We start from the raw sequence: 21,917 nt of genomic DNA, 5'->3' as shown, positions 1-21,917 counted from the left end.
CAAGAGCCAAGGAGGTGCATCACATATGATAATTCGATTTGGATATGTCTCACATGCTACGGCATTATGGGACTGTTCGCCTGCCAAAACAATGACATTTACAAGCTGGAAAAAGCTAAAAAAACAAGAGCGTGAAGATAAATTATATAATGTTACACTGCAAAATCTAGAACACACAATACGCATCCTTCATTACAATATTGCACACGAAATTCCATTATATCGTTTATCATCTTCTATCGTCCCGCTTGCAACACATCCTGAAGTTGAATTTGATTACATTCAACTATTTGCTCCACTATGGCGTAAAATAGGAGCATTAATTCAAGAACACAATTTACGCGTAAGTTTTCATCCCAACCAATTCACACTATTTACAAGCGACAAACCACATATTACAACCAATGCTATTACAGATATGACCTATCATTATAATGTGTTAAATGCTATGGGAATTGCAGATTCTTCCTACATTAATATCCATGTAGGTGGTGCGTATGGAAATAAGGAGAAGGCAATCGAACGTTTTCATGAAAATATACAAAAACTCCCTTACCATATAAAAGGACAAATGACTCTTGAAAATGACGATAAAACGTATACAACTTCTGAAACTTTGGCCATTTGTCAAAAAGAAAAAATCCCTTTCGTGTTCGATTATCATCATCACATAGCGAATCTTTGTAATGAACCGCTAGAAGAATTGCTTCCTATGATATTTAAAACTTGGTCACATACAAATGTCCTTCCTAAAGTTCATATTTCTTCTCCTAGATCAGAAAAAGAATTTAGGGCCCACGCAGATTATATAGATTTAGAATTTATTAAACCCTTTTTACACATTACAAAAAAAATTGATCATGATTTCGATATTATGATTGAAAGTAAACAAAAGGATTTAGCACTTCTTCAGTTAATAGATGAAATCTCTTCTATAAGAGGGATAAACAGAAAAAATGGCGCAACGTTACAATGGTAAATTGTAACGTTGCGCTATTTTTTTCAAAAAAAAGTAATTTTTATAGTAAAAAACATCCCCGTTTGTATGCTATTATTTAGATTAGCATTTTCCCCTGAGATTCAACCTTATTGAAACGGAGTCATAATATGATTAATCAAAAAAAATATGTACAATTTGTCATGATGTATATAATTATATTTTCTCTTTGGATATTCCTTATCCCTAAGGATTTAAATATAAAAGAAATTGGAATTCTCTTCTTATTTTGTTTTGCTGCACTCTTTTCTTGCTATTGCTTATATAAAGCAATTAAAAAAATGAAGCGCGGTGATAAACTATTTTGGGCTTTACTACTATGTACTTGCATATGTGGACTAATTATGGAAATAACTTTATTTCTTCATTCACTTTCTATTTATGATCAAGTTATATTCTCATATGAATCACTACCTTTTTTCATCATACAATATATTTTGCTTTTTTCTGGCTTTGCTATAAAGTTTATAAAACATTACTCCATTAGGGGTCTTGCTCAATTTTCATTCGATAGCATATTCATTATTATTATGAATATTTATTTTACCTTAACCTTTATTTTAGATATTTCAAGCTTTCGTATGTTAACAAAGGACACGTGGATTTTGATTGGGTATTTTATCGCACAATCATTAGTAATTTACGCCGTTATTAGCCTATATAGAAGAGAACGGTATTCTTCTAGTAGAATCTCATTAATTATTGGCTTTACTATCATACTTGCATACGGATATATACATCTATTCCAATTAAAAACGGGAATGGGAACTTCTTCTGAAGTCTCTTATTTAATACATACTGCTTCGATTTTACTAATCGGTTTATCGTCCATACTGTACATTTTGGATAAACCAATGCAACATGAAACGAAAACGAAATATTATCGATTCGATTATGTACGCTTTATATTACCTTATTTTAGTATAATCATTACTTTTTCCTTTGTTGTTATTCAACCTTGGGATGATAAGTTCATGCTAATCGGTCTAGTATTATCACTAGTATTATTATTCCTACGACAACTTTACATGTGGAAAGATAATCAAGTATTAATCGATACGTATGAACAGTTGACTACACAACTAGAAGATGAAGTTGAAGAAGGCGTATCTGCCCTATCAAAAAGTGAACAACGTTATAAATCTTTATTCGAAGATCATCCTGATGCTGTTTTTTCTTTAAATATGAACGGGATTTTTCAACAATCTAATAAGGCTTGTGAAAGTTTATTTACAGCCTATTATTGTGAAGTAACAAGCTATTCTCTTCAACACTTCATTGATCCACAAGATCATGAATTATTGAAGAAATCTTTACAAATTACAAAAGAAGGTAGACCACAAACTCTAGAAATTCGTACAAAAGAAAAAGAAGGCTATTATTATCACCTTCACATTACATTCATCCCTATTTTTATAAATAAAGAAGTTGTTGGGATGTTTGGTATCGCACGTGATATTACAACTTTATATGAAAAACAAAAGCAAGTAGAGCATATGGCTTTCCATGATGCACTTACAGGACTACCGAATCGACGGAAATTCGAAAAAGATTTAAAAACGATTTTAAATCTAGCTCAAAACAACACTAATGACGTTGCGGTTATGTTCCTCGACCTAGATCGATTTAAAAAAATTAACGATCGACTCGGCCATGATGTCGGGGATTTATTATTAATTGAAGTAGCAAAAAGATTACGTGGATGTTTACGTTCAAAAGATATCGTTGCCCGCCAAGGCGGAGATGAATTTACGATTCTATTACCAGATATGTACTCTGAAAAAAGTGCTTCTTTTATAGCTGAACAAATTTTAACTATCTTAAATAAGCCTTACTTTATTAAAGATGAAGAACTTTCTGTTACACCGAGTATCGGAATTGCAATGTACCCTGACTATGGAACCGATGTAACCGAATTAATGAAAAATGCAGATATGGCTATGTATCGAGCAAAAGCTAATGGGAAAAATAGATTCATTTTCTTCTCAAAAGAAATGAGTATTGCACAAAATGAAATACACTTCCTAGAAGGTGAACTTTCAAAAGCTCTGCAACAAAATGAATTTTTCCTTGAATATCAACCGCAAGTAAATACAAAAACAAAACAAATTATCGGTTTTGAGGCATTAGTTCGCTGGAAACATCCAAAACTCGGAATTGTATCGCCTGCCCAATTCATTCCTCTAGCAGAGGAAACAGGATTTATTATTGAACTTGGCAATTGGATTTTACGTACCGCCTGCTTAGAAGCAAAAAAGTGGCATAACCAAGGATTTTCTCACTTAAAGGTTGGTGTAAACTTATCTGTTGTTCAATTTAATCACGCATATTTAATATCAACAATTTCAAAGGTCTTGGAAGAAACAGAACTAAAGCCGGAAGCGCTAGATATTGAGATTACAGAAAGTATCGCAATTAATCAAAATCATTCTGTAATTGCTAAACTAGAAGAACTTCAAAATCTCGGTATCCAAATTTCAATTGATGACTTTGGAACTGGTTATAGTTCTTTAGCTTATTTAACGAAATATCCAATCAATACATTAAAAATTGCTCGAGAATTTATTTGTGGAATTACAAATAGCCCTTTAGAAGAAGCGATTATCGCTTCCATTATTAAGCTATCGAAAGAATTAAATTTAGAGGTTATTGCGGAAGGTGTAGAAACAGAAGAACAATGGAAGTTTTTACATGAACAAAACTGTGACCATATTCAAGGATTCCTCTTTAGCAAACCTGTTTCTAGTAAAGATGTTTGGATGTTACTCCACAAAAAAACAACCGTCTAAGTAAGACGGTTGTTTTTTAATACTCAAAAGGCATATCTGAAGCTAATTGTACCTCTTGATCATTATGAGAAATTACTTGGCTTTTCTCTAAAGCTGTATCTGCTAATGAAATACCCCATGCCATCGCTAACGTTAATAGACTACCAATAAGTAGTTTTTTCATATTCCATCACCCACATTTTTCTTTTAATATATCATGAAAATTTATCCATATCGTATGCAATTATGCATATCTATTTTTTAGGTCGTTTTTATTTCTTCATTTTTTTTATAAGCGTTTCTTTATACGCATGCATTTCTAATATATCGAAAAAGAAGCAAGCTTTTTCATAAGAATCTTCAATCTCTGCCCCATCATACTCTAGCTTTTCTAAGCATTCACCTTTTTGATAGTATAACTGTCCAATCAATGCCATACTATTAATTCGACATGATATTTCAATGGCTTTATTTATTTGATAAAGTGCTTCTTCATATTGATTATCTAAGTATAATGTTTTTGCATGATTATGTCTTACCTTCACATCAAACTCTTTATTTTCAGGCAATGCCTCTAATTGCTTTAATATACCTTCAAATAACTCCATACCCTTCTTAAAATAACCATTTTCAGCATAAATATTTGCAATTGCATTTTCTATATAAAGTTTTTGATACACGTCTATTCCAGTTAACTGTTGATTTAGTAGCTTTTTTAGCTCCAGAATACAATATTCATAATCAATCTTCTTTAGCACATACGCAGATACATGATATTGCCATTGAAGAAACTGCTGAAACTCAGGATGATATTCTTCCTTTTTCAGTTCATTCCATACTTTATTATATATTTCTTTATATTTCTTTTGCTTACAAAGCATAATGATTTGATCTTTTAACTGCTTTTTCCTCTCAATATCAGAATAAATGAGTACCTCATAAAAATGAATAATGGGAACTTGTAACTTTGCTGCAATACCTTGCAATATATCCATACTTGGGTATACCGCGCCCGACTCAATTCTGCTCACCTCCGATTGATGACATACATTATCGGAGAGTTGTTTCTGTGTGAATCCTCTCATTCCCCTAATTTTCTTTATTTCGCTTCCTAGTTTTTCTGCGTGCATACTTGCTCACCGTCCCATTATAACAATCTAATTTTTTCAAGTTGTCATACCACTACAATAATGTGAATTCGACAATTTTTGATATGAAATAATGCATAATATATATAAGATTCCGCAAATTCTTCATATAATTCATCTCACATACAATAATAGATTAGAAGTTTTATAGATAAATTATAGAAAACTTGCTCGTGCTTTTCGTTACATTCGGTCTTCTTTATCCTTTATCAGCAGAAGCTGTTCACACCCAAGAATTAGACAAAAATGAAGTAAAAGTTGAAATTGCTCAGCCTAGTTTAACGATAAAAAAATTAACACAACCTCAAAATAATACGAAAAAAATATGGTGAAAAAGTATTTAAAAGATGAGATAAACGAGGCTAAAGCTCAACAAGAGTGAGTGACAACTGAAATGAATGTAGATTCCCAACCTACAAATAAAGAAACAAAAGAAAGTCAAACCGAAGTTCGCCTTGCACAAACTTACGAAAATTATAAAGTATATGGCCAAGATCTTATTGTAAAAGTAGATAAAAATGGAGTAATTACAACTGTTAGTGGTAAAGTTGTCCAAAATTTAGACCAACAACTTAATCTTACTATAACAAATTTTTTGTCGAAAAATGAAGTAAAATCTAAATTACGCGATATACTTCAAATTCTGAGCGATGCGACTGCGACGAAACTTTCTGTTGAAATACTTGTTTATAAGAAAAAAGAAGTTTACCACTCGTAGGTAAACTTCTTTTCATATCCATCCCTTTTCTTCCGCAATTGTAATTGCCTCAATTCTATTTTTCGCTTCCAGTTTTGCTAATACTTCCGAAATATAATTACGCACTGTACCAGGCGAAAGATAGAGCATCTTAGCAATTTCATTTGTAGTCTTTCCTTCTTTCGCAAGTACCAGCACTTCTTTTTCACGATCTGATAGCGGATTTTGTTCCTGCCATAAGCCAAACATTAGCTCCTGCGAAATTTCTCGCTTCCCTTTCATGACATTTCGAATTGCTGAAGCTAAGTCCTCGCTTGGGCTATCCTTTAATAAATACCCGTGAACACCAGTTTTCATTGCCCGTTCAAAATAACCAGGACGCGCAAATGTTGTTAAAATCATTACTTTACAAGGTGACTTTTCCTTCTTCAGCGCTTCAGCAACATCTAAACCACTTTGAATCGGCATTTCAATATCCATAATACTTATATCAGGCCTTAGCGATTCGATTAATTTTAACGCTTCTTCACCATTCGCAGCTTGCCCAACTACTTCAATATCATCTTCCAGATCAAGCAGGGCTCCTAATGCACCACGAAGCATTCGTTGATCTTCTGCAATAATAATCCGAATCATGCCCTCACCTCATCTTTTCCTGTTCTAATTACAATTGGAACTTTCACCGTTAACAGTGTCCCTGGATTGATCGTATCCAGTTCAACTACTCCATCAATAAGGGAAATCCGCTCCTTCATACCACGAATACCGTTTCCATCATGATTTTGCTCCTCTAAACCGACGCCATTATCTTCTACTTTCAAAATCAACTCACCTTGTGATTCTAATATAGAAACTGTACATGCCTTTGCCTTACTATGCTTCACGACATTCGTAACTGCCTCACGTAAACACATACCTAAAATATTTTGTTCAATTGGTGATAACGAGCTAGAATTAGCCTCCTGCTTTACTTCTAATTCAATATTGGCAGCTTGCAAAATCGCTTTTATTTGCTCAAGTTCTTCTTCCACTGTAATCATACGCATATCAGAAATTAATTCTCTCAGCTGTTTTAAAGCGGTGCGAGATGTTTGTGTAATTTCCTTCGCTTCCATACTTGCACGATCTGGATTTTTCACAATTAACTTCTCCACGAGCTGACTTTTCAAAGTAATAAGAGATAATGTGTGTCCTAACGTGTCATGAAGATCTCTTGCAATTCGCTGCCGTTCCTCACGTTTTACTAAGTCTTTAATTTGTTCGTTTGCTTCGTTTAGTTGATTTTTTAACATCTTTTTCTGATTAAAATTACGCATTCCAAATGGCGTAAGAAGCATTAAAATAAACATCGGAACGACATTCACTAAACTCGGGATTGTTAGTTGATTAACATTTATAAATATAAAAGCCCCAAGCATTACAACTAATAAACATAACAACACACGAAATGCCTTCTTACTTGGCGCAAATCCCATCGCACTTGCCGTAAAAAAGCCAAAGAATATCATGAAAGGATTATAAAATACGGCAAATAAACAGGTTAGTATCATTTGAATACACGCCCACAACACGAACGTCCTCTGAACAAAATAAAGTTGACGGTATGTGATAACGAAAACTATCAACATACCGATCCCTATTACAAGCTTCCATCCCGATACTTGTGTTAAATTATAAATTGGAAATAATAAATACACTAACCACATATATGGGAAGAAACCCATGTGTTTCGGAAAAAACTCAAACCTCTTCTTCTCTATCATTTATACCGCTTCCTGTCTCTTTCTTATATATATTGATACTACAACAAATATAAAGAAATAACCTCCTAGTACTGCGATATTTTCCCATCCAATTGATTTTCCAGCTACAATATCCCATGCCCCGCTACCAAAATGATATGTTGGTGTCCATTCACCGATAGATCTTAATACTTTTGGGAATACTTCAATTGGCATCCATAATCCGCCAATTACTGCTAGACTCATATTTAAAATATTCGCTAATCCAGCTGCTGCATCCGCCTTCTTAATTGAACCTATTACTGTTCCAAGGGCTAAAAATGGTGTCACGCCTAATAATAACCATAATCCTGCACCAATCCATTGGCCTATCGTTAACTCAACATTATTAATTAATATTCCTGCCATAAAAATAACTAAGATTGAAAAAGCATTCACTACTGTTTGAGCAATAATTTTAGCTGCTAAATATGCGCCCTCTGGAAGCGGTGTAATTTTTAACAAATGTGTCCATCCTTGCCCTTTTTCCTGAGAAAGTCTCACACCGAAACTAAAAAGGGCAGTCCCTACAATACTGAAAGTCGCCATTGAAATTAAATAATGTGCTTTCCATGCATCTCCGTTTTGCGGGACTTGAATAACATTTGTAAAGATGTAATAAAACATAACTGGCATTAATAATGAGAAAAAGATGAATAATTTATTGCGGAACGTACGTAAAACCTCTATTTTACATTGCATCCATAATGCTCTCATGCGATTCCCTCCTTCTGATTTGCAACAAACTGTTCAAATGCTTCATCTAGGCTTCCACGTTCAACTGAAACGTCTGTTACAGGTAGATTCCTCTGATAAATTGCTTGTAAAGTGGCATCTGTATCTTCCGTCGTTAAAGTGAAGCGCCCTTCATTTGACTGTACTTCTGTTACATGCGGTAATTCCTTTAGTAAACTCTTAGGAATTTTCTCTTTCGAATAAAACGAGATTGTTTTTCGAGAAATCGTCGCTTTCATCTCATCTGGTGTGCCATCTGCGATAATCTTTCCGTTCGCAAATAATAAAATTCGATCTGCTAGCGCATCCGCTTCTTCTAAATAATGTGTTGTTAAAATAATCGTTTTCCCTTCACTTGCTAATTTTCTAATCGTTTCCCAAAACGTTTTTCGAGATGTTATGTCCATCCCTACAGTTGGTTCATCTAAAAATAACAATTCTGGATTCCCTGCAAGTGCCAGCGCAAAATTTAACCTTCTTTTTTGACCGCCCGATAATTTCTCACACCTTTGCTTTCTTTCTGGTTCTAAGTTTGACAACTGCAGTAATATTTCTTTCTCTACGGGATTCGTATAATAACTACGGAATAACTCAATTGCCTCTTCTACCGTGATACTATCAATGACACTTACTTCTTGTAGCATCGCACCGAGGCTATTACGAACATCTCTATGCTTCGGACTCTTTCCAAATATAGAGACATTCCCCTCTGTCGGATCTTTTAATCCGAGCATCATTGAAATTGTCGTTGTTTTCCCCGCACCATTTGGACCGAGTAATGCTACTATTTGCCCTTTATTTACATGAAATGAAACGTTATTTACTGCTTTTTTATGTTTAAATGTTTTAGAAACACCATTTACTTCAATAATCTTTTCCATCTCTCCACCCCCGCCGTTTCTTATATTTACATTGTATGATCTGGAAAAGTTAGGAAACAGTATGATGCGTCATGACATCAATATGACAATTGTCATGTATTCTTTATGAGAGGAATCAACCCGCATACCGCACGCGAGTAGCAGTACAAAAATAAACATGATACAATCGGATAAGACATATATTCGAGGAAGGACAGTGGTTTTCATGATTATTCGTAATGAACAAGATTTAGAAGGTTTACGAAAAATCGGCCGCATCGTTGCACTTGCACGCGAAGAAATGAAAAAGCAAGCGAAGCCAGGTATGACAACGAAAGAGCTTGATTTAATTGGTAAAAAAGTATTAGATGAGCACGGTGCTATTTCAGCGCCTGAAAAAGAATATAAATTCCCAGGTGTAACTTGCATTAGTGTAAACGAAGAAGTTGCTCACGGCATTCCAAGCGATCGCGTATTAAAAGAAGGCGATTTAGTAAACGTAGACGTATCAGCAGCACTTGACGGATATTATGCAGATACAGGTATCTCATTTGTTCTTGGCGACGATGAAGAAAAAGAAAAACTTTGCCAAGCAGCAGTAGACTCATTTTGGGAAGCAATGAAAAAAGTAAAAGCTGGCTCAAAACAAAATCAAATTGGTCGTGCTGTTTCTAACTTTGCACATAAAAGTGGATATAACGTTATTCAAAACTTAACTGGTCACGGCATTGGTCTTAGCTTACACGAAGCCCCAAATCACATCTTAAGCTACTATGATCCAATGGATAATGCCCTTCTAAAAGACGGCCTTGTTATCGCTGTAGAACCATTCATCTCTATGAAAGCTGATCATATTATTGAGCGCGGTGATGATGGTTGGACATTCGTTACACCAGATAAAAGCCTTGTTGCACAATGTGAACATACAGTTGTCGTAACACGCGGTGAACCGATTATTTTAACAGAAATATAAAAAAGAACCGCTTCTTAGTAGGAAGCGGTTCTTTTTTATGCTCTTTTGAAAAGAAGTAATACGGTTGAACTCTTTTTCATTTACGTATATAATTTTTAACGAAGGTTATTGATGATTATCTCTCATAAAAGATGATCAAGGGAGTACCTTCTTTTTTTTATTTAATAGCACCGATTAAAGGAATGCGTTCTATTTATCATAAAACGCTTTCTTCGCTTTAATCTACGAATTGTATACTCTTTTAGACAGTACATATTTTCTTCATCCTGACCAAATTCAAGCTACATTTTATTACTACCTCAATACGAAAGAATTTTTTACAATGGATACATTATTTTGGTTAGCATATATCGTAAAACTTACCTTTATAACGATTCTTTGCACATTGCAGAGCATGAATCAAAAAATAGTGTACGCATCTCACTGCATATTTTTTGCATACACCTATTTTATGAAGATCCACTCAAACAGTCATACCCTATAAAGGTCTGATATCATTCCTTATCAGTATTTCACTCGACATTTTTTGTCGAAATTTGTATATTCACTCCCTATATTATTAGGATATACATTTCGTTTTACGTTACAAAGCATCGAATATGGACACTTTCCTAAAGAGTATACGTAGTAAAGGAGGCATCACGTAAAGCACATTGATCCATGACAAACAATCTCTTCACAAAGCATTTTTATGCAATAAAAGGATTCATAGAGGAGGCACAATGAAAAAACTTTTCAATATATGTTTAATTGTATTCGTACTATTTTCGCAGCTTGCTAGTTTTCCATACAATCAAGTAAAAGCAGAAACATTAACAGGGAATTCATTATTTGACACTGTTGAAATGAAAGATGCAACAAATCATATTATTGACGAAGCATTAAATCCTAAAAACTTAATACAAGTAGGATCAACCATTCACCTAGAATATGCTTGGTCAATAAAAGATCATCAAACAGACTCAACGGTGCTCCAAATACCTAACACATTAAAAATTAAAAGTAATCAACAAGGAAATCTGATGGCAGATCAGCAAATTATTGGTCAATATTTTGTTACAGCAAACGATAACAAAATGAAACTAGTATTTAACGATCAAGTAAAAGATTCCAAAGGTGCTAGCGGAAAAATCAATTTTGATACAGTATTCAATCCAGATTTAAAACCTGGTGCAAAATCTGTTCAACTCTCGTTCCCTCTAGGTACAACAGTTAAGTCTATTTCAGTTCCTGTTCAAGTAGATAACCCAGCTTCACCTACTACGAATAAGGATACCGCCCAACAGCCTATGGAAGAGCAAAAGAATGGTGATGCAGAGCAACCTGCGGTAGAGCAAAAGAATGGCGATGCAGAGCAACCTGCGGTAGAGCAAAAGAATGGCGATGCAGAGCAACCTGCGGTAGAGCAAAAGAATGGCGACGCAGAGCAACCTGTGGAAGAGCAAAAAAACGGTGACGCTCAAAAACCTGTAGAAGAGCAAAAGAACGGTGATGCTCAGCAACCTGTGGAAGAGCAAAAAAATGGTGATGCTCAAAAACCTGTAGAAGAGCAAAAGAATGGCGATGCAGAGCAACCTACGGAGAATCCTGGTGATAACACAACAGGGCAACCTGTTGAGAATTCAGATCCATCACCTAAGCAAATTACAGAAAATATTTTAACAAGTGTCACACTAACAGATAAAGACGGTAAGCCATTTAATAATACGGATAATCGTCCAAGTCCAGATTCTATTACCAAAATCAATTTTACATGGGAAGTTTTAAAATCGCTGAACGTCAAAGAAGGTGATTACTTTACTTTCCAGCTCCCAGAATACTTTATTGTCCACAATACCATTACACAAGATTTAATAGATGGAAAAGGACATACGATTGGATCATTCGTTGTTACGCCTGATGGAAAAGTAACGATGACTTTTAATGAATATGTTGAAGAGCATCCTGATATAACTGGTCATTTAAACATTCGTACGGAGTTTAATGAAGTAAAAATTACAGGGACTACAGAAAAACAAATCCCATTCCCTATTAAAGAAAAAGAAGTTGTTATTGAACTTGATTTCAAACCTAAAGTAACAAAATCTATAGATAAAAAAGGTGTACCTGATAGACCAATTAATACGAATCAAATTAATTGGAAAGTAGAAATGAACAAGACGAAAGATAAGCTTACAAATGCCGTCTTTCAAGATGACATTCCAAATGGGACTAGTCTCAAAGAAGATTCTATTAAGGTTTACTATTTAGAAGTAGATATTAACGGGAAAACAACTCGTGGTGCAGAAGTTCCTAAGGAAGAATATGAACTTACTTCATCCTCTAATAAATTAAATATTGCTTTTAAAAAGGAAACGAATAAAGCATATGAAATTGAATATGCGACAAAGATTACAGATGAAAGTGTTACTAGTTTCAAAAACAATGCAAAAGTATCTAGTGATAATCAAGATAGTGTATCAACAAATGCAACTGTAACTGTTTCACGTGGTACGCATCTAAAGAAAGATAGTAAGTACAACCCAAAAACACAAACAATCGAATGGACAATCACTTATAACGGTGACCAGAGAGATATTAAAAAAGCTGATGCTCTTTTAAAAGATGTTTTGGATAAATCTCATAAAGTTGATAAAAATTCTATCGTAGTAAAAAACGCTTCTTATGATGATACAGGGAAACTTGTTACAGGTGACAATGCCACAAACTTTACTGTAAAAGAAACCGATGAGGGATTTGATTTACAGTTTACTGAAGATATTAATAGTGCCTATGTGATTACTTATACATCGAAAGCTACGAATGATGTCATAAAAGATGGCGAAATCGAAAATAAGATTATTGCAGATGGTAAATGGAATAAAACAAACAAAGTTACGTTAAAACAACAAAACATCATAAAGAAACATAATAAAAATGCAGGCGATACAGATTACAATGCGAAAACAACAAAATGGACAATTGTTGTAAATGATAACAAATATGTGTTAAACGATGCTGTTATCAAGGATACATTTGACTTTGGTGGTCTAACGTTACAGGAAAATAGTTTCAAGATTACTGACGGATCAAATGAACTTAAATTAGGGATTGATTACACACTTCATGTAACTGATAAGGGATTCGAAGTGAAGCTAGCTGGTATTTACAAGTCTAATATGGATAAAACTTTAACTATCACATACACAACAGACTTTAATTACGAGAATCTATCCAAAGAGAAGGATAATAAATCATTCAAAAATACAGCAAATTTATCATGGATAGATATAAATGGGGACGATAAAAATAGTTCATCCGATGATACATTCAATCCTGACGGCTATACAAAAGGAAACGGATTTAAATACGGTTCTTACAATGCCCAAACGAAAGAAATTAAATGGGACATTGGATTTAACTATAATAATAGAACGATTAAGGATCCTTCTATTGTTGACGTATTAAGAGATAACCAAAAATTAATACCGGAATCTATTGAAGTTCGACATATGAAATTAACTGGTGGTGCACATGGATTTGAATTAGGTGATCCTGTTCCATCTAGCGAATATACGATAGAAACTCCAACAAAAGATAACAACAATACATTAACGGTTCATTTTAAAAACGAAATTAATTCTGCGTATTATATTAGTTTTAAAACTTCACTCGCAGGCGAACAAATTAATAAACGCTACGATAATTATGCCGATTTAAAAGATGGATCGAAAACTGTTACTACTATCCATGGTGCATTCGAGATTACCAACGGTGGTAGCGGTGTTACGAAAACAGCGAAACAAAATGACAAGCATATTGATTGGAGCATTTCTATTAACGCAAGTCAGTCAACTATTGAAAATGCTGTCGTAACAGATGACCCAACTGATAATCAAATTCTCGATGAAAAGTCTTTCCATCTATATCCGACAACGGTAGCCGTAGATGGAACTTTAACAAAAGATACAGCAAATGAATTAAAAGAAGGAACAGACTATAAACTCAAAGTAACAACAGACAACGATACGGGGAAACAACAGTTTAAAGTTGAATTCCTTCATACCATTGATCGGGCTTATATTTTAGAATACCGTACACTCATTAATGCAGACCATAATGAAAAGGTAAGTAATAAAGCGACGATTACTGGTCATCGTTTAACATTAACGAAAACTGAAGATGTTAAAGTAGTTGAAGTTAAAGTATCTTCTGGATCTGGAGGTGGTTCTGCTAGTAAAGGACGCGGAAGCCTTCAAATTATAAAGGTTGATGATAAAGATAAAAAAGTACCATTAGCCGGAGCAGAATTTACTTTATATGATCAAACAGGTACAACCGCTATTCGACCAATTACAACAGGTGATGACGGTGTCGCTAAGTTTAACAACCTACGACGTGATAAATATTTAATTAAAGAAACGAAAGCACCTAAAGGTTATGTAATTAGTAAAGAATTAAAAGAAGGTATACTTGTTGAACTAGGTTCAAAAGAAATTACAACTTATACCCTTACAAATAAGAAGTTTGTCGGGAAAGTAGTACTTACAAAAACTGATGCTCACAGTAGGGAAAAACTTGAACATGCTGTTTTCTCTTTACTGGATCAAAATAAACAGGTCATTCCTGAACATAAAAAATTAACAACAAATGATAAAGGACAAATTACTGTAGATAATTTAAAACCAGGAACTTACTACTTACAAGAAACAACAGCTCCTGAGCATTATACATTAGACAGTAAACCTATTACATTTACAATCAAAGAAGATCAAACGACAGTAGTAAACCGAACTGCAACAAATAGTTTAATTCCAGGATCGGCTATTTTAACAAAAGTCGATAAAGATGGAAAAACCTTAGCAGGTGCAGAATTCAGTGTAAGAGACCGAAATAACACAAAAATTCCTGGATATGAAAAATTAACGACAAATGATCAAGGACAAATCGAAGCAAAAGATCTACGTCCTGGAAAGTACCAATTTGTCGAAGAGAAAGCACCTGAGCATTACACATTAGACAAAACACCTATTTTATTTGAAATTGAAAAAAGCCAAAAGAAAGCAACTACTGTTACAGCGACCAATCACTTAATTAAAGGTGGTGTTACTTTAACAAAAGTTGATGATATCGATGGCTCTGCCCTTGAAGGCGCAGTATTTAAAATTGTTGATGCGAATGACGATAAAAAGGTAATTCGCGAAAATTTAAAAACAGGTTCAGACGGTAAAGTAACTGTTAAAGATTTAGAACCGGGTACGTATAAGTTTATTGAAACAAGTGCCCCTAAGGATTATGTATTAAATACAACTCCTATTGAGTTCACAATCGATAAGAGTCAATCAGCTTTCGTCACTGTTACGGCAAAAAACAGTTTAAAAACGGGCGAAGTTGAATTATTAAAAGTTGATGAATTTGGTGAGAAAAAACCTCTAAAAGGTGCAGTATTTAAAATTGTTGATGCGAATAACAATGAAGTTCGCACCGACTTAACTACAGATGCTAACGGAAAATTGAAAGCTGATAAACTACGTCCTGGCACATATCAGTTTATTGAAACACAAGCGCCTGAGCATTATAATTTGCGCACAAAATCTATTGAGTTCAAAATTGATAGAAGTCAAAAAGAGCCTATACTTGTGACCGCTGAAAATACTTTGAAACCAGGAGATGTCGAACTAACAAAAGTTGATGATATCGATGGTACCGCTCTTGAAGGCGCAGTATTTAAAATTGTTGATGCGAATGACGATAAAAAGGTAATTCGTACAGACTTAAAAACAGGTTCGGACGGTAAAGTTGTCGCTACTGGCTTACGCCCTGGCGATTATAAATTTATCGAAGTAACAGCACCGAAGTATTACGATAAGAATACAAATGCGATTAAATTCACGATTACAGAAAGTCAAACAACTAAGACCTTCGTTACTGCTAAAAATAGCTTAACAAAAGGCGGTATTGAATTAACAAAAGTAAATGCTGCAGATGAAAAGGAAACACTTGAAGGTGCAGTATTTAAAATTGTGAATATGGATACTAATGAAGATGTTCGTGCGGACCTTGTTACGAATAGTAAAGGAATGCTAGTTGTAGATGACTTACGTCCTGGTAACTATAAACTTATCGAAACAAAGGCTCCAACTTATTACGATGTAAATGTAGAACCAATTGAATTTACAATCGAAAAAGGACAACAAAAACTTCTTCCACTTACATTTAAAAATAGTTTAACGAAAGGAAAAGTTAAACTAATTAAAGAAGATGATGTGGACAGCAAAATAGCTCTTGCCGGTGCGGTATTCAAATTACAAGACGCAAACGGTACAGAAATTGCAAAAGATTTAAAAACAGATGATTATGGAGTACTAGTTATTCCTGATTTAGCACCAGGGGATTATCAATTTATTGAAACAGAAGCCCCTGCACATTATAAATTAGATCAAACACCTATTAAGTTCACGATTAAAAAAGGTAGCAAGGAAGATCTTCCTATCCCTGTTACTGTAAAAAATAGTTTACTTACAGGTGGCGTCACTTTAACAAAAGTAGATGACGTTGATGGCACTACACTTGAAGGTGCGGAATTTATAATCGTTGACGCTCATGACACTAAAAAGGTAATTCGCAAAGGCTTAACGACTGATGAGAACGGTATAGTTACCGCTTCTGATTTACGTCCGGGAGATTATCAATTTATTGAAGTAAAAGCTCCAAAAGACTATGACTTAAGCAAAAACCCTATTCCGTTCACTATCGGAAAAAGTCAAAAAGAAAATATTACCGTTACTGCTAAAAACAGCTTAACGAAAGGTGCTGTCACCTTAACAAAAATCGATGACATCGATCGTACGATGCTGAAAGGCGCAATCTTTAAAATCGTTGACATGGACGGTAAGGAAGTTCATACAAACCTTGTTACAGATGACAATGGCGAAATTTCTGTTTCTGATTTACGTCCGGGAGACTATCAATTTATTGAAACAAAGGCTCCTGAGCACTATGTATTAGACGAAACACCGATTCCATTTACAATTGAAAGAAGTCAAACGAAAAAGATTACTGTTACAGGTAAAAACACTTTAACAAAAGGTAGCGTTGAATTAACTAAAATTGACGATATTGATATCGATACAAAACTTGCTAACGCTGTATTTAATTTATTAGATGCAGACGGAGAACTAGTTGAAGAAGGCTTAAAAACAAATGATGAAGGAAAAATTGTTGTTGAAAATCTACGTCCTGGTACGTATCAATTCGTGGAAACAATAGCTCCTGAACATTACGATTTAAATAAAAAACCTATCGAATTTACAATTAAGAAAAGCCAAACTGAAATTCTTCATGTTACAGCTAAAAATGCTCTAACAAAAGGTGCAGTGGAACTTTCTAAAGTAGATAACATCGATGACACTACCCTTGAAGGTGCAGTATTTAACATTGTTGATATGAATGGTACTGTAATTCATAAAGACCTTGTTACAAATAGTAAAGGGAAGATCGAAATTAACGACCTACGTCCTGGTGATTACCAATTCATCGAAACAGAAGCTCCTAAGCATTACGTTTTAGATGAAACGCCTATTGGTTTCACTATTGAAAAAGGACAGACAAAAGCTATTTCTTTAACTGCTAAAAATAGTTTAAAACAAGGTAGTATCGAATTAATTAAAGTTGATGATTTAAACGATCAAACAAAACTTGCCGATGCTGTATTTAATTTACTAGATCAAAATGGCAAAGTACTTAAAACAGATTTAAAAACAAACGGTGAAGGAAAAATTGTTGTTGAAAACTTACGTCCTGGTACGTATCAATTTGTCGAAACAACGGCTCCTAAACATTATGATTTAGACAAAAAGCCTATTGTAGTTACAGTTGAGAAAAGCCAGAAAGATATTGCTACTGTTACTATGAAAAATAGTTTAACAAAAGGCGGCGTTGAACTTACTAAAGTGGATGACATCGATGGCTCTACTCTTGAAGGCGCAGTATTTAACATTGTTGATATGAATGGTACTGTAATTCGCGAGAATCTTACTACAAATTCACAAGGTAAAATTAGCGTTTCTGACCTGCGTCCTGGTGATTATCAATTCATCGAGACAACGGCTCCGAAACACTACGATTTAAATAAAGAACCGATTCCTTTCACTATCGAAAAAGGACAAGCTGAACCTATTTCTGTTACTGCTAAAAATAGTTTAACGAAAGGTGCGGTAGAGCTTTCTAAAGTGGATGATATTGATGGTACTGTCCTTAAAGGTGCTGTATTTAAAATTGTTGATATGAACGGTAATGATGTTCGCACTGATCTTACGACAGATGCATATGGTAAAGTTGCTGTTCCTGATTTACGTCCGGGAGACTACCAGTTTATTGAAACGAAAGCTCCTGAACACTATAAATTAAATGATACACCAATTAAATTTACAGTTAAGAAAAGCCAAACAGAACAGCTGCAAGTTACTGCTACTAACAGCTTAACTGAAGGTGCGGTAGAGTTAATTAAAGTTGATGATATAAATCCAGATACAAAACTTTCTGATGCGGTATTTAACATCATTGATGCGAAAGGTAAAGTTGTTCGCACGAATTTAACTACTGATGAACACGGGAAAGTTTCTGCTTCCAATTTACGACCGGGAGATTATCAATTCGTAGAAACGACAGCTCCTAAAGATTATGATTTAAATAAAACACCGATTCCTTTCACTATCGAGAAAAGCCAATCAACTCAAGTTTCTGTTACTGCTAAAAATGGCTTAACAAAGGGTGGCGTGGAATTAACGAAAGTTGACTCTTTAGATGCGAAAGAAACGCTGGAAGGTGCGGTATTTAAAATTACTGATATGAACGGTAACGACATTCGTACGAATTTAGTTACCAATAAAGATGGAAAAATCATCGCTAAAGACTTACAACCTGGAGACTATCAATTTATTGAAACGAAAGCTCCGAAACATTATGACTTAAATGAAGAACCGATTAAGTTCACAATTGAAAGAAGTCAAACAAAACATGTCTACGTTACAGCTACGAACAGCTTAACGAAAGGTAGTGTGGAGTTAATTAAAGTTGACGATGTTGAAGAAAACACAACACTTGAAGGTGCGGTATTTAAAATTGTTAATAAGGATGGACACGACGTCCGTACTGATTTAACTACTGATAAAAACGGCCGTTTAGTTGTGGATGAATTACCACCAGGAGACTATGAGTTTATCGAAACAAAAGCTCCTAATCACTATGACTTAAACGAAACACCTATTAAGTTCACAGTTAAAAAAGGACAAGAACAAATCGCTTCCGTTACTGCTACGAATAGCTTAACAAAAGGCGCTGTGGAACTTTCCAAAGTGGATGACGTTGACGGTTCTGTCCTTAAAGGTGCAGTATTTAAAATCGTTGATATGAACGGAAAAGACGTCCGTTCTGATTTAACTACTGATAAAAATGGAAAAATCTCTGTTTCTGATTTACGTCCGGGAGACTATCAGTTCGTTGAAACGAAAGCTCCTCTGCATTACGACTTAAATCAAAATCCTATCAAGTTTACTGTTGAAAAGAGTCAAGCTGCTAACGCTTCTGTTACTGCTACTAATAGCTTAACTAAAGGTTCAGTCGAACTAATTAAGCTTGACGACGTTGACAGCTCTACTCTTGAAGGTGCTATCTTTAAAATCGTTGATCAAAACGGCAATGATGTTCGTTCTGATTTAACTACTAATAAAGATGGAAAAATTTCTGTTTCTGATTTACGTCCTGGGGACTATCAATTCGTTGAAACAAAGGCTCCTACTCATTACGACTTAAATCAAAACCCTATCAAGTTTACTGTTGAAAAGAGTCAAACGGCTAAAGCTTCTGTTACCACTACGAATAGCTTAACGAAGGGATCAGTTGAATTAACTAAGCTTGACGACATCGACAGCTCTACTCTTGAAGGTGCTATCTTTAAAATCGTTGATCAAAGCGGCAATGATGTTCGTACTGATTTAACTACTAGTAAAGATGGAAAAATTTCTGTTTCTGATTTACGTCCTGGGGACTATCAATTCGTTGAAACAAAGGCTCCTACTCATTACGACTTAAATCAAAACCCTATCAAGTTTACTGTTGAAAAGAGTCAAACGGCTAAAGCTTCTGTTACCGCTACGAATAGCTTAACGAAGGGCGCTGTTGAATTAACTAAAGTCGACGACGTTGACAGCTCTACTCTTGAAGGTGCTATCTTTAAAATCGTTGATCAAAGCGGCAATGATGTTCGTACTGATTTAACTACTAATAAAGATGGGAAAATTAGCGTTTCTGATTTACGTCCAGGAGACTATCAATTTATTGAAACGAAAGCTCCGAAACATTACGACTTAAATCAAAACCCTATCAAGTTTACTGTTGAAAAGAGTCAAACTGCTAACGCTTCTGTTACTGCTACTAATAGCTTAACGAAGGGATCAGTTGAATTAACTAAGCTTGACGACATCGACAGCTCTACTCTTGAAGGTGCTATCTTTAAAATCGTTGATCAAAGCGGCAATGATGTTCGTACTGATTTAACTACTAATAAAGATGGGAAAATTAGCGTTTCTGATTTACGTCCAGGAGACTATCAGTTCGTTGAAACGAAAGCTCCTACTGGCTATGATTTAAGTGCTAAGCCAATTCCTTTCACAATTACGAAGGGACAATCTGGGGTTACCTCTGTTAAAGCTTTAAATAGCTTAACAACAGGTTCAATTGAGTTAACTAAAGTTGATATTGATCACCGTGGAACACTTGAAGGTGCCATTTTCAATATCTTAGACCACGATGGAAAAATAATCCGAGAAGGCCTAAAAACAGACGAACACGGTAAATTAATCGTAAATGATTTGAAACCTGGTAATTATCAATTAGTGGAAACAAAGGCTCCTGAAGGCTATCAATTAGATGCTTCACCGATAAGCTTTACAATTGAAAAAGCTCAAGCTACCCCACTACAAATTACAGTTTCAAATAAGAAGATCGAATCTTCACCAGGTGGAGATGATAAACCAATTACTCCTCCAAATAAAGAGGAGAAACCAGGAAAAGAAACTTCCGAAGAGCTAGAAAAAGAAAATCCTGAGACTCATGGAAAAGAAACTTCCGAAGAACTAGAAAAGGAAAATCCTGAGACTCACGGAAAAGAAACTTCCGAGGAACTAGAAAAAGGAAATCCTGAAACACAGACAAACAAACAGCAAGATGATCGAAATATAGATAAAAAACTTCCAAATACAGGTCATAAAGAAGATCATACACAAGCAGCAGGTATCGTTCTTCTACTAGCTGGATTGTTAAGTATTTTAGCCACAAAACGTAAAAAACATTGTAAATAATATGTTTTACAGCCAATCAATTTATTAGTTGATTGGCTGTTTTTTTTGTGCAAAAAAGACGATACACAAAGTATCGTCTTTTTAACGGGGTGAGGCTGTCCAAAAGTACGGAAAACTCTTGAACAGCCTCGTATTTTCATATGGATGCCTTACATATATCACTGATGACAATTATGAAATGCGGAAACATAGTTACCATCACGTGATTGAAACAAAACAAAAGAAAAGAAACCCTATAACGGATCCCTTTTCCCTACATAATCTAAAGTTTGGGTACACTAGATTCATGCAATGTAGGAGCCTTCAGAACAGAAAGCGAACCTTCATTTAAAATGATAGCATACATATATCCGCTGAAAATATGCAAATGTGCATATAGCGTTTTTTATTTCTCAACATATATTTATTGAAAATTCAGATATATAAAGGTAAGATAAAGTGAAACTTTAATCAGTGAGGGTTTTGTCCATCTCTCATTGATTATTAGCCCACACCAATCGGGCTTTTACGGGCAGCCCGACTCCCATCTAACTTCTTTGCTTTACAGCTGAATTTTGAGATGGGGGTTTTACTGCCCAAAAATAGCGGGATATAGTCGTTATCCGTCTTCTTTTGTCAG

12 protein-coding genes are annotated in these 21,917 nt (G+C 34.7%); 6 read left to right on the top strand and 6 right to left on the bottom strand.

Annotated elements, in window-relative coordinates:
* Window positions 1–25: 25 nt before the first annotated feature.
* Window positions 26–979, top strand: coding sequence for a UV DNA damage repair endonuclease UvsE (gene uvsE, locus ABH959_RS19825; RefSeq protein WP_113936180.1), 954 nt, complete (start codon window positions 26–28; stop codon window positions 977–979).
* 128 nt (window positions 980–1,107) lie between these two features.
* Entirely contained in the window at window positions 1,108–3,786 is a 2,679-nt protein-coding gene (locus tag ABH959_RS19820) for a DUF4084 domain-containing protein (RefSeq protein ID WP_113936179.1), read from the top strand.
* A 16-nt stretch (window positions 3,787–3,802) separates the two neighbouring features.
* Here ABH959_RS19820 and ABH959_RS19815 read toward each other — a convergent pair whose 3' ends face one another.
* Both ABH959_RS19815 and ABH959_RS19810 read right to left on the bottom strand, forming a co-directional pair.
* Window positions 3,803–3,949 carry a quorum-sensing peptide PapR gene (locus ABH959_RS19815; RefSeq protein ID WP_002068556.1) on the bottom strand — a complete coding sequence of 49 codons (147 nt, stop codon included), beginning with the start codon at window positions 3,947–3,949 and terminating at the stop codon, window positions 3,803–3,805.
* Between the two features lie 88 nt (window positions 3,950–4,037).
* Window positions 4,038–4,895 carry a helix-turn-helix domain-containing protein gene (locus tag ABH959_RS19810; protein WP_404493079.1) on the bottom strand — a complete coding sequence of 286 codons (858 nt, stop codon included), beginning with the start codon at window positions 4,893–4,895 and terminating at the stop codon, window positions 4,038–4,040.
* 191 nt (window positions 4,896–5,086) lie between these two features.
* On the opposite strand from ABH959_RS19810, the gene ABH959_RS19805 reads away from it, so the two are divergent.
* Together ABH959_RS19805 and ABH959_RS19800 are read left to right on the top strand one after the other, a co-directional pair.
* Entirely contained in the window at window positions 5,087–5,245 is a 159-nt protein-coding gene (locus ABH959_RS19805; RefSeq protein ID WP_235661761.1) for a hypothetical protein, read from the top strand.
* A gap of 62 nt (window positions 5,246–5,307) precedes the next feature.
* Window positions 5,308–5,631, top strand: coding sequence for a bacillolysin (locus tag ABH959_RS19800; protein WP_113936177.1), 324 nt, complete (start codon window positions 5,308–5,310; stop codon window positions 5,629–5,631).
* Window positions 5,632–5,643: 12 nt separating this feature from the next.
* On the opposite strand, the gene ABH959_RS19795 is transcribed toward ABH959_RS19800, so the two are convergent.
* Genes ABH959_RS19795 through ABH959_RS19780 form a run of 4 tightly spaced genes read right to left on the bottom strand, consistent with a single transcriptional unit; the run spans window position 5,644 to window position 9,007 of the window.
* The gene (locus ABH959_RS19795; RefSeq protein WP_002089785.1) at window positions 5,644–6,246 is read right to left on the bottom strand and encodes a response regulator transcription factor; all 603 of its coding nucleotides are present in this window, start codon (window positions 6,244–6,246) and stop codon (window positions 5,644–5,646) included.
* Window positions 6,243–7,373, bottom strand: a complete 1,131-nt coding sequence (locus tag ABH959_RS19790; protein ID WP_404493078.1) for a sensor histidine kinase — start codon at window positions 7,371–7,373, stop codon at window positions 6,243–6,245. Before ABH959_RS19790 ends, ABH959_RS19795 begins: the two co-directional genes overlap by 4 nt.
* The gene (locus tag ABH959_RS19785; RefSeq protein WP_113936175.1) at window positions 7,374–8,108 is read right to left on the bottom strand and encodes an ABC transporter permease; all 735 of its coding nucleotides are present in this window, start codon (window positions 8,106–8,108) and stop codon (window positions 7,374–7,376) included. It lies immediately after the preceding gene.
* Entirely contained in the window at window positions 8,105–9,007 is a 903-nt protein-coding gene (locus ABH959_RS19780; protein WP_016102315.1) for an ABC transporter ATP-binding protein, read from the bottom strand. The genes ABH959_RS19785 and ABH959_RS19780 overlap by 4 nt, the downstream gene beginning before the upstream one ends.
* A gap of 157 nt (window positions 9,008–9,164) precedes the next feature.
* Here ABH959_RS19780 and map point away from each other — a divergent pair, with 157 nt between their 5' ends.
* On the top strand, window positions 9,165–9,959 hold the full coding sequence (gene map / locus ABH959_RS19775) for a type I methionyl aminopeptidase (RefSeq protein WP_080001788.1): 795 nt from the start codon (window positions 9,165–9,167) through the stop codon (window positions 9,957–9,959).
* A 722-nt stretch (window positions 9,960–10,681) separates the two neighbouring features.
* The gene (locus ABH959_RS19770) at window positions 10,682–21,298 is read left to right on the top strand and encodes a SpaA isopeptide-forming pilin-related protein (protein WP_404493077.1); all 10,617 of its coding nucleotides are present in this window, start codon (window positions 10,682–10,684) and stop codon (window positions 21,296–21,298) included.
* Window positions 21,299–21,917: the final 619 nt, after the last annotated feature.

The sequence above is a fragment of the Bacillus sp. RC51 genome (assembly GCF_044908115.1).
Classification (GTDB): Bacteria; Bacillota; Bacilli; order Bacillales; family Bacillaceae_G; genus Bacillus_A; species Bacillus_A mycoides.
This window is presented reverse-complemented; position numbering and strand designations above follow the sequence as displayed.